Raw genomic sequence first — 9,572 nt, forward strand, 5'->3', positions numbered from 1 at the left:
TGTTGTCCCGTTTGGGTAAATGAGTGCCGTAGGAAAGGATTACTTCGTTGCCAATCTTAGAGCCTTTTCAATTCATTGCCTCATCTTACTTGTTTTTAAAATAAAAGAGTCATTAAGTGCTGTTTTTCCAGCTTCCTTAATGACTCTTTTTATTAGTTAAACCTCTTGTTATGCTTCGGGAAGAGAGCGGTGAATGCCCAGCTCCAGACCACGAATTTCTGCCAGGCCTCTTAAGCGGCCGATAGCGGAGTAGCCAGGGTAGGTTTTCTTTTTCAGGTCGTCCAGCATCTGGTGGCCATGGTCAGGACGCATGGGTATAGATACTTTTCTTCTGCGCATGGTTAATACCAGTTCGCGTACCACCGCATACATATCCACATCACCAGTCAGGTGATCAGCTTCGTAGAAGTTGCCTTCTGCATCGCGCAGGGTGCTGCGCAGGTGCAGGAAGTGAATATGATCGCCCAGGCGTTGTACCATACCTGCCAGGTCGTTGTCTTCTCTTACGCCGTACGAACCGGTGCAGAAACACAGACCGTTGGCGGGAGATGGAGCAGCGGCCAGTAGTTCCACTGCATCCTGCTCGGTACTTACAATACGGGGTAAGCCCAGGATAGGGTATGGAGGATCATCCGGGTGGATGGCCATTTTCAATCCGGCTTCTTCCGCTACAGGAACTACCTGTTGCAGGAAGAAGAAAAGGTGCTGCTTCAATTTGGCGGCGTCGATACCGGAATAGGTATTCAGTGCAGCCAGTATCTGCTCTACCGTAAAGCGCTCTTCGCTACCTGGAAGGCCTAGCAGGGCATTGTTAAACAATACCTGCTTTTCTTCTTCCGTCATAGTTTCCAAACGGGCTTTAGCTTTGGCTATTTCTTCTGCGTTGTAGTCGTTTTCAGCTCCGGGGCGCTTTAATAAAAACAGATCAAACGCTATAAAAGCATGCTTTTCGAACAGCAGCGCCTTGCTGCCATCGGGTAGCGTATAGTGAATATCTGTACGCATCCAGTCCAGAATAGGCATGAAGTTGTAGGTTACTACTTTCAGGCCGCACCTGGCTACATTACGCAGGCTCACTTTGTAATTCTCAATATATTGCAGGTAATCGCCGGTTTGCTTTTTAATGTCTTCGTGTACAGGCAGGCTTTCGATTACAGTCCAGGTAAGCCCGGCGGCTTCCACTTCCTGTTTTCTTTTGTTAATCTCTTCCACGGGCCATACCTGGCCGGGTGCAATATGGTGCAATGCCGTTACTACGCCGGTGCAGCCTGACTGTCTGATATCCCAGAGGCTTACGGGATCGTTAGGCCCGTACCAGCGCATTGTTTGTTCCATTAACATAATCGTAATGTTTGTATTTAGTTTAAGGGGTCACAAATTAGGTATTAAAGTAGTTCCCCGGTCAACGCCGCCGTAACATTCGGCAAGCAACCGATTGCTCCGGATAGCAGTATTCCGGATGGGGTTATCCGCTAAAAGCCTATGGAGTTACCTCCGTCTACGGCAATTGAAACGCCGGTAATATAAGCAGCTTCTTCACCCGCCAGAAAAAGTGCAGTATTGCCAATATCAGCAGGGGTACCCAGCTTGCCCATAGGGGTGCGCGACATTACTTTCTGTTTTCTTTCCGGATCGGTATTCAGTGCTTTGGCAGACATATCGGTAGCAATAAAGCCTGGAGCAATACAGTTTACGCGGATGCCTTTGGGTGACAGTTCTACGGCCATGGCTTTGGTCATGCCTTCAATGGCGGATTTAGAGGCGGTGTAAGCGATTACCTTGGGTATGCCGTATTTGGCGGCCATGCTGCTGATATTGATGATGCTGCCGGCTTCGCGGGGCGTCATTACTTTTACTACTTCGCGTGAAATGGAAAATACAGACTGCAGGTTGGTCAGCAGCACCTTTTCAAAATCTTCGTCTGTTACATCGGCAAACTCTTTTTTCATGTTAATGCCGGCGTTGTTTACCAGTATGTTAATGGGGCCGTATTGCGTTTCAATGTCGGTAATAAGGGCAGGTATAGCAGCCAGTTGGGTAAGGTCTGCGCTGATGGTTACGCAGTTGCTGCCCAGCAGTTCAGCGGCGTGCTGTAGCTTTTCTTTATCGCGGCCTATTACAACCGTAAAAATATCTGCCTGCACAAAACGTTGGGCAATGGCCAGGCCTATTCCTGAAGCACCGCCGGTTACAATGGCCAGTTGCTGGTTGTTCTTTCTTTCCATGTTAGTATGTATGGTTTGCTATTTCTTTCTGAGAGAGGAGTCGCGGATAATCAGCTCGGATTTAATGATAACCGTACTGGTTTGCATGATATTGCTTTCGCCGTTGAGATGACTCATCAGGTGTGATGCTGCAATTTCTCCCATTTGAATACCGGGATAATTAACGGTAGTGAGTTTGGGTATGGATAAGCGGGCAATGGTATCATTGTTAAACCCTGCAAAAGCTATGTCTTGCGGCACACGTATGCCCTGTTCGGTCAGTGCCTGCATAATTACCACGGCAGCAAAATCATTACAGGCAAACACCGCATCGGGGCGGGGTTTCATCTGCAGAATTTTTTTTGCCGCTTCCACACAGGCCACTTCGCTCAGGTCATTTTCAATAACCATGCTTTCATCAAAAGCAAGCTTGTTTTTTTCCAGCGCCTTCCGGTAGCCTTTTAAGCGATCGGCGTATACATTACGTTTCAGGCTGCCGGCAATATGTACAATGCGCTTGCAGCCCTGTTGTATCAGGTGGCTGGTTACATCATAACCGGCTTTCATGTTGTCAATTACCACTTTGGCGCCGGGGTATTGCGGTTCTACACGGTCAAAGAAAATCAATGGAATCCCTTTCTGAATAAAGGGCTCAAAATGATCCAGATTTTCCGTGTTGTAGGCGAGGGAAGTGATAAGCCCGTCTACTCTTTTATGAAAGAGGTTAGAGGCGTTGGCCACTTCTTTTTTATAATCTTCCGAAGAGTGTGCAATGATGATGTCGTAATCAGCAGCGGTAGTTACTTTTTCTATACCAGACAATACGGAGGTGATAAAGGAGCTGTTAAGCTCGTGTACCATTACACCTATGGTATTGGTTTTTTGCCTGCGCAGGTTACTGGCGAAATTGTTAGAGCGGTATCCCATTTCGCGGGCCATGTCCTGAATACGCTTTTTGGTGGCGTGGCTAATGGCCGGATGGTCCTTCAACCCCCTGCTCACAGTTGCCGGCGATATATTAAGGGCTTTGGCAAGATCGTAAATCGTGATTTCTTTAGTCTGCTGCATATTTGGCTTCTGCTTTCACAATCGGTAACATCGCTAAAATACAGGCTAATTTAAAGATTATTGCAAAAATTTAATGCAATCGGTTACATTGATCAAAAAGTTTCCGATATTGCCTTGCCTAAAATCAGCCTGCGGGGTTTTATTCTTACACCGGGGTATGATTGCTGAAGCCATTTTATCACCATTAAACCGGAAATGCTCATGAATACCTCCTGACTAAAGTCGCCTTGCCCAACAATGGTTTAGGGTGTAAAAAAGGTGTATTTGCAACACTTATTCCAATATTTTAAACTGTAAAAAACCGGAGTTTTAAAATTGTTTCAATAAATTGAACAGTTTTTAAGACCCGCCGGGGTCAAAACCAAGTGCATGCCAATGTTATTATTAGGTATAGATGTAGGTACTTCATCTATTAAAGTTTCGATTGTAGATGCCACAACGCAGCAATGCATTGCGGCTGCGCAATTTCCCGAAACAGAAGCCCCCATTATAGCGCCGCATACAGGCTGGGCCGAGCAATCGCCCGATAGCTGGTGGCAATATGCACAGCAGGCCATTCTGGCGGCCAACGCTTCCGGCAGATATAATCCAAAGGACATTGCAGCAATAGGCATTGCTTACCAGATGCATGGACTGGTAGCAGTGAATAAGCAACAACAGGCTTTGCGCAACAGTATTATCTGGTGCGACAGCCGGGCCGTGGAAATTGGTAATGCGGCTATGGATGCCATTGGTGAACAAGTGTGTCTGACACGCTTATTAAACTCGCCCGGCAACTTTACTGCCTCCAAACTGGCCTGGGTAAAAGCCAATGAGCCGGAGCTGTACAGGCAGATTGATAAAATTATGCTGCCTGGGGATTACATAGCCATGAAGCTTACCGGAGCGGTTACTACCAGCATTTCAGCGCTGTCAGAAGGGGTATTCTGGGATTTTGAAGCAGATACGTTGTCTGAAGACGTGATGAAGTACTATGGCTTTAGCCAGGAACTCATTCCCGAAATCAAGCCGCTGTTCTCTACACACGGCGCTGTTACGGCAGATATGGCTTCTGCGCTTTCTCTGAAACAAGGTATTCCTGTTTCTTATAAGGCGGGCGATCAGCCTAACAATGCACTTTCTCTTAATGTGCTGCAACCCGGCGAGGTAGCCGCTACTGCGGGCACTTCAGGTGTTATTTATGGGGTAAGCGATGCATTAACCTACGATCCGCAATCGCGGGTAAACAGCTTTGCGCATGTAAACTATACCCCCGATGCTAAACGGGTAGGTGTACTGCTATGTATTAACGGCACAGGCATTTTAAACAAGTGGACTAAAAACATTGCCGGGGCGGGTAAAAGCTATGCTGCCTTGAATGAGGCAGCGGCTGCGGTACCTGTGGGCAGTGAGGGGCTGTTTGTGCTTCCTTTTGGTAATGGCGCAGAGCGTATGCTTTGCAACCAGTTAACCGGGGCGCATATACAGGGTATAGACCTGAACAAGCATACAGAAGCGCATTTGTATCGTGCAGGGCAGGAAGGAATTGCTTTTGCATTCCGCTACGGCCTGGATATTATGCGTGAAAACGGTATGCAGCCTTCGGTAATACGTGCAGGTAAGGCCAATATGTTTTTGAGCGATGTGTTTACGCAGGCATTTGTAAATGCTACCAACACACCGGTGGAGCTGTATAACTGCGATGGCAGTGTAGGCGCTGCACTGGGTGCCGGTATTGGTGCAGGCATATTTGCATCGGAAAAAGAGGCATTTACCCAATTAAAGCCGCTGCAGTTGGTTACCCCCACAAAAGCAGGTGAATATGATGCGCTGTATCATCAATGGAAACACTATTTACAGCAAACACTTATCAAATAACTAATTTAAATAGAAGCGTCATGTCAGTAATAAAAGGCGAAAAAGAGTTTTTCAAAGGAGTTGATCAGATTAAATACGAAGGTCCTGAAAGCAAGAATCCACTTGCATTCCGTTGGTACGATGAAGACCGTGTGGTGGCAGGTAAAACCATGAAAGAGCATCTGCGTTTTGCAGGCGCCTACTGGCACTCTTTCTGCGGCAACGGTGCCGATCCGTTTGGTGAAGCTACGCACCTGTTTGAGTGGGATACCAAAAAAGATGCGGTGGAACGCGCAAAAGATAAAATGGATGCGGCGTTTGAATTTTTAACCAAACTGAACCTGCCTTACTATTGTTTTCATGATGTGGATGTGGTGGATTATACCTCAGACGTTGCTGAAAACGAAAGAAGATTACAGGCACTTACCGAATATGCCAAACAAAAGCAGGATGCCAGCGGCGTGAAGCTGTTATGGGGTACTGCCAATTTGTTCAGCAACAGACGTTACATGAACGGTGCTGCTACCAACCCCGACTTTCATGTGCTGGCACATGGTGGTGCACAGGTAAAGGCTGCACTGGATGCTACTATTGCCCTGGGTGGCGAAAACTATGTATTCTGGGGTGGCCGTGAAGGTTATATGAGCCTGCTGAATACAGATATGAAACGCGAGCAGGAGCACCTGGCCCGTTTCTTACATACTGCAAAAGACTATGCCCGCAAGCAAGGCTTCAAAGGAACTTTTTTTATTGAGCCCAAGCCGTGCGAGCCAAGCAAACATCAGTACGACTATGATGCAGCTACTGTTATCGGCTTCCTGCGTCAGTACGATCTGCTGAACGATTTTAAACTGAACCTGGAAGTAAACCACGCCACCCTGGCCGGCCATACTTTCCAGCACGAATTACAGGTAGCAGCAGATGCGGGCTTACTGGGTTCTATTGATGCCAACCGCGGCGATTACCAGAACGGCTGGGATACAGATCAGTTCCCTAATAACATCAATGAACTGGCTGAATCCATGTTAATTATTCTGGAAGCGGGTGGTTTTAAAGGTGGTGGAATTAATTTCGACGCCAAAATCCGTAGAAATTCTACCGATATAGCAGATTTATTTTATGCTCATATTGGCGGCATGGATACATTTGCACGTGCTTTGGTGGCCGCAGATGCTATTTTGCAGCAATCAGAGTACAAAAAAATCAGGAAAGAAAGGTATGCTTCATTCGACAACGGACAAGGTAAAGCGTTTGAAGAAGGCAAGCTGACCCTGGAAGATTTACGTGCCTACGCAATTGAAAACGGCGAGCCGGTATTGAAGAGCGGAAAGCAGGAGTATCTCGAAAACCTGATCAATTGGTACATTTAGCTTTTCAATAAACCTTAAAACAAAATCAGGATCATGAATTCTCTCACCTCTAGCGATTACCTTGTATTCCTGTTCTACTTTCTGGTAGTAGCACTGTACGGGTTATGGATTTATCGTAAGAAAAGAACGGCGGAGGCCAGTTCTAAAGACTATTTTCTGGCAGAAGGCTCCCTTACCTGGTGGGCTATCGGTGCCTCGTTAATTGCTTCCAACATTTCTGCGGAGCAGTTTATAGGCATGAGCGGCAACGGATTTAAAATCGGGTTAGCTATTTCGGCGTATGAGTGGATGGCCGCAGCTACCTTAATGATTGTGGCAATCTTCTTTATTCCGGTGTACCTCAAAAATAAGATTTACACCATGCCGCAGTTTTTAAGTCAGCGGTATAACAACACCGTGGCTACCGTAATGGCAGTGTTCTGGTTGTTGCTGTATGTAGTAGTAAACCTTACTTCCATTCTTTATCTGGGTGCGTTAGCGGTGAGCAGTATTTCTGGTCTTAACCTCACAGTTTGTATGTACGGTCTGGCTATCTTCTCCATTTTCATCACCCTGGGTGGTATGAAGGTGATTGGATATACCGACGTAATTCAGGTGTTCTTCCTTATCCTGGGTGGTTTGGTAACTACTTACCTGGCACTGGATCTGGTAGCTAAACACTTTGGTCAGACTGGCGCAGTAGCTGGCTTAAAACTGATGAGCGAGCATGCAAACGACCACTTCCACATGATTCTGAAACGCGATAACACCAACTATCCAAGCTTACCGGGCTTAACCGTGTTACTGGGTGGTTTGTGGATTGTGAACCTGAACTACTGGGGTTGTAACCAATACATTGTACAAAGAGCATTGGGTGCGGATTTAAAAACTGCCCGCGGCGGTATTTTATTCTCTGCTTTCCTGAAAATGCTGATGCCGGTTATTGTGGTATTACCGGGTATTGCTGCTTATGTATTACACCAGCAAAACCATGGCGACTTTGCCACAGCTATGCAACAGGGCGGTGAATTAAACCCCGACAATGCGTATCCTGTACTGTTAAACCTGCTGCCAAGCGGCCTGAAAGGCCTGGCTTTTGCAGCGTTAACAGCGGCCGTAGTAGCCTCACTGGCAGGTAAAGCAAACAGTATCTCTACCATTTTTACACTGGATATTTATCATAAGAGAATTAATCCACAGGCTTCTGAAAAGAAACTGGTTTCTACCGGTCGTCTGGTGGTGGTAATCTCTATGATCCTGGGCGTTGTTATTGCTCCGTTTCTGGGTATTGATAAAAAGGGTGGTTTTGAATTTATTCAGGAGTATACCGGTTTCGTATCTCCAGGTATTTTCGCCATGTTCATCCTGGGCTTCTTCTGGAAAAAGGCAACTTCTTCTGCGGCCCTGTTTGCAACCGTTGGTGGCTTTATCATGTCGGTAATATTTAAAGTACTGCCTAAGTTTATGGACCTGGCGTTCCTGAGTTCTACCGGTTTCTCTACACCGGTAGCACAGGGAGATGGTACAATCCTTTACGAAATTCCGTTCCTGGATCGTATGGGCTTTGTATTCATCATTTGTCTGGTAGGCATGATTATTATAAGTCTGATCCAGAACAAACGTGGTATTAAACCACAGGGTGTAATGGAAGTAGATACCAAAATGTTCCGCATGAATCCGGGATTTGCCGTTGGCGCCCTGATTATCTGTGGTCTGCTGGTAGCTTTATACACCCGTTTCTGGTAACAGAAACAACAATTCACTATACAACACACTTTATATAAAAGCCGGCTTTCCAGCCGGCTTTTCTTTTAGGTATAACCCGCTTTATATCAACACTTACGAGGCTGAAAAATATTTTTTCAAAAAAAGCGGAAAAGACTTGGAGGTATTAATATTTCTTCTATTTTTGCACTCCACAAAACAGTGGAACACTCCCGAATAGCTCAGTTGGTTAGAGCATCTGACTGTTAATCAGAGGGTCACAGGTTCAAGTCCTGTTTCGGGAGCCAAAAATGAGGTCTGCAATTGCAGGCCTTTTTTGTTTGTGTCCTCTTTTGCTGCCGCGAGCTGACTTACTTATAATATAAGATGCAAGAGTGTGGGCGAAACATTTCGATAGTCTAAAAAAAACGCATAGTTCCCCCAATTTTCCTTAAAACGTCACTTGTCTTTTCCTCCAGCAAGCTGGGCTGGTAATCTTTTGTTATCAGCAAAAACGTTTTTAGTGCTGTTAGGGACTTCGCTATTGTTGAAGACACCTTCGCCATAGTCTATGAAAAACTCGTGGGGGCTTGTTAGAGAATCTGTCGTTGCTGCGGGAAGCTCTTAAGCACTTTGGAGAAATTCCTGGTTGTTGAGCGAAAAGTCCTCAGCACTGCGGGAAAATTCCTGGTTGCTTAGGGAAAAATCCTCAGCGCTTAGGAGAAAATCCTGGTTGCTTAGGAAAAAGTCCTCAGTGCTTAGGAGAAAATCCTGGTTGCTTGGGAAAAAGTCCTCAGCGCTTAGGAGAAAATCCTGGTTGCTTTGGGAAAAGTCCTCAGCACTGCGGGAAAATTCCTGGTTGCTTAGGGAAAAGTGCTAAGCACTTAGGGAAAATCCGTCAGCACTGGCGGAAAACCTGGGCAGCATTAAAGTGCTTTCCGCTCTTGCTGAATCACTCATTGAGTAAACTACCGTCTGCACTGAAAAGTTTTCCGCAGACATTTCAAATATATTTGGTGGGGAATAAAATCCTCTTATCTTTGCCGCCCGTTCAACGAAAACGGAAGCTCTTTAAAAGGTTGACAGTCAGGGATAAAAAAGGTTCAGAATTTTAAAAATAAATTTGGAACTGAAACTTTAAAACTGCTACCTTTGCAACCCGCTTCAAAAACGGAACAGCTCTTAAAAAGTATTGAAAATCAGAAAGTTACTCAGAAAGAAATTAAAAAATAATTCTGAAAAACTTTTGGAAGATTGAAAATAAAACGCTTACCTTTGCAACCCGATTGAAAGTAAAAAGTCAAAAGGGAAAAGTAAAAAGGAAAGAGAAGCTCTTTAACTACAAATGATAACGGCATACGGCCTGAAGGTTCACAACCTTATTATCAACCAAATCACAGATGAAAATCAA

The 9,572-nt window shown here is 45.7% G+C and carries 6 protein-coding genes and 1 tRNA gene; 4 read left to right on the forward strand and 3 right to left on the reverse strand.

Annotation, left to right across the window (positions count from 1 at the left end; all coding sequences use genetic code 11):
* Positions 1-168: 168 nt before the first annotated feature.
* From uxuA to IEY13_RS28740, 3 genes are all read right to left on the reverse strand, one after another.
* Positions 169-1,341, reverse strand: coding sequence for a mannonate dehydratase (gene uxuA / locus IEY13_RS28730; RefSeq protein ID WP_308421198.1), 1,173 nt, complete (start codon positions 1,339-1,341; stop codon positions 169-171).
* A gap of 131 nt (positions 1,342-1,472) precedes the next feature.
* A complete protein-coding gene (locus IEY13_RS28735) occupies positions 1,473-2,225 on the reverse strand; it encodes an SDR family NAD(P)-dependent oxidoreductase (protein WP_188959069.1) in 753 nt (250 codons plus the stop codon).
* An 18-nt stretch (positions 2,226-2,243) separates the two neighbouring features.
* Positions 2,244-3,272 carry a LacI family DNA-binding transcriptional regulator gene (locus IEY13_RS28740; protein WP_188959071.1) on the reverse strand — a complete coding sequence of 343 codons (1,029 nt, stop codon included), beginning with the start codon at positions 3,270-3,272 and terminating at the stop codon, positions 2,244-2,246.
* Positions 3,273-3,641: 369 nt separating this feature from the next.
* Here IEY13_RS28740 and IEY13_RS28745 point away from each other — a divergent pair, with 369 nt between their 5' ends.
* The 4 genes from IEY13_RS28745 to IEY13_RS28760 all read left to right on the forward strand — a co-directional run bounded on the left by IEY13_RS28745 (position 3,642) and on the right by IEY13_RS28760 (position 8,469).
* A complete protein-coding gene (locus tag IEY13_RS28745) occupies positions 3,642-5,129 on the forward strand; it encodes a xylulokinase (RefSeq protein WP_229688060.1) in 1,488 nt (495 codons plus the stop codon).
* 20 nt (positions 5,130-5,149) lie between these two features.
* The gene (xylA, locus tag IEY13_RS28750) at positions 5,150-6,478 is read left to right on the forward strand and encodes a xylose isomerase (protein WP_188959073.1); all 1,329 of its coding nucleotides are present in this window, start codon (positions 5,150-5,152) and stop codon (positions 6,476-6,478) included.
* Between the two features lie 33 nt (positions 6,479-6,511).
* Entirely contained in the window at positions 6,512-8,203 is a 1,692-nt protein-coding gene (locus IEY13_RS28755; RefSeq protein WP_188959075.1) for a sodium/sugar symporter, read from the forward strand.
* Between the two features lie 189 nt (positions 8,204-8,392).
* Positions 8,393-8,469, forward strand: a tRNA-Asn gene (locus IEY13_RS28760).
* The last annotated feature ends 1,103 nt before the right edge of the window (positions 8,470-9,572 follow it).

The sequence above is a fragment of the Filimonas zeae genome, assembly GCF_014641615.1.
Taxonomy (GTDB): domain Bacteria; phylum Bacteroidota; class Bacteroidia; order Chitinophagales; family Chitinophagaceae; genus Filimonas; species Filimonas zeae.

Excerpts from the sequence above, each read along its gene's own strand:
- uxuA (WP_308421198.1), bottom strand. The coding sequence starts at position 1,341 with ATGTTAATGGAACAAACAATGCGCTGGTACGGGCCTAACGATCCCGTA.
- IEY13_RS28735 (WP_188959069.1), bottom strand. The coding sequence starts at position 2,225 with ATGGAAAGAAAGAACAACCAGCAACTGGCCATTGTAACCGGCGGTGCT.
- IEY13_RS28740 (WP_188959071.1), bottom strand. The coding sequence starts at position 3,272 with ATGCAGCAGACTAAAGAAATCACGATTTACGATCTTGCCAAAGCCCTT.
- IEY13_RS28745 (WP_229688060.1), top strand. The coding sequence starts at position 3,642 with ATGCCAATGTTATTATTAGGTATAGATGTAGGTACTTCATCTATTAAA.
- xylA (WP_188959073.1), top strand. The coding sequence starts at position 5,150 with ATGTCAGTAATAAAAGGCGAAAAAGAGTTTTTCAAAGGAGTTGATCAG.
- IEY13_RS28755 (WP_188959075.1), top strand. The coding sequence starts at position 6,512 with ATGAATTCTCTCACCTCTAGCGATTACCTTGTATTCCTGTTCTACTTT.